Source organism: Nocardia aurea, assembly GCF_003123685.1.
GTDB classification, from domain to species: Bacteria; Actinomycetota; Actinomycetes; order Mycobacteriales; family Mycobacteriaceae; genus Nocardia; species Nocardia aurea.
This window is the reverse complement of record NZ_QCYJ01000092.1, coordinates 1-516: the sequence shown is the minus strand read 5'-3', so window position 1 is coordinate 516 and position 516 is coordinate 1. Positions and strand designations below refer to the sequence as shown.

Here is a 516-nt window from a genome sequence, read left to right as displayed (position 1 = left end):
CATTCCGGCGCGCGGAACGCGGAGCTGTCGCTGCAGCAGGAGAAGGACGGCACGGTCGTCCTGCGGGTCGTGGACGACGGGGCGGGGCCGCCCAGGGAGGCCGGCGCCGGGATCCGCGGGATGCAGGAGCGCGCGATGCTGATCGGGGCGCAGCTCACGATCGGCCCCGCCGAGGGGGGCGGAACCGAGGTCCGCCTCGTCATCCCCCCGCGCGGCTCCCGTCCCGCACCGGGCCGCCCCGCGAAATGATCACAGTTCGGCACCCGAGCGCGGAGACCGGGCGTGCGGACGGTGAAAGTCCGGCGGAGATCAGGGCTCGACCAGGCCGACGCGGATGGCGTACTTGGTCAGTTCCAGGCGGTCGCGCATGCCGAGCTTGGAGAGGACGTTCGCGCGGTGCCGGTCGACGGTCTTCACGCTGATCGTCAGCATCTCGGCGATCTCCCGGGACGAGTAGCCCTCCGCGACGAGCTTGATGATCTCCTCTTCGCGGGGGGTGAGGAGGCTCTCGGGGCC

At 72.1% G+C, this 516-nt stretch carries 2 protein-coding genes; one reads left to right on the top strand and one right to left on the bottom strand.

Going from position 1 to position 516, the window contains the following annotated elements:
- Positions 1-249 (top strand): ATP-binding protein (locus DAT37_RS19235; protein WP_456320121.1); only part of this gene is annotated, 249 nt, incomplete at its 5' end.
- A 60-nt stretch (positions 250-309) separates the two neighbouring features.
- Here DAT37_RS19235 and DAT37_RS19230 read toward each other — a convergent pair.
- A partial coding sequence (locus DAT37_RS19230; protein ID WP_198654348.1) for a response regulator transcription factor occupies positions 310-516 on the bottom strand: 207 nt, incomplete at its 5' end.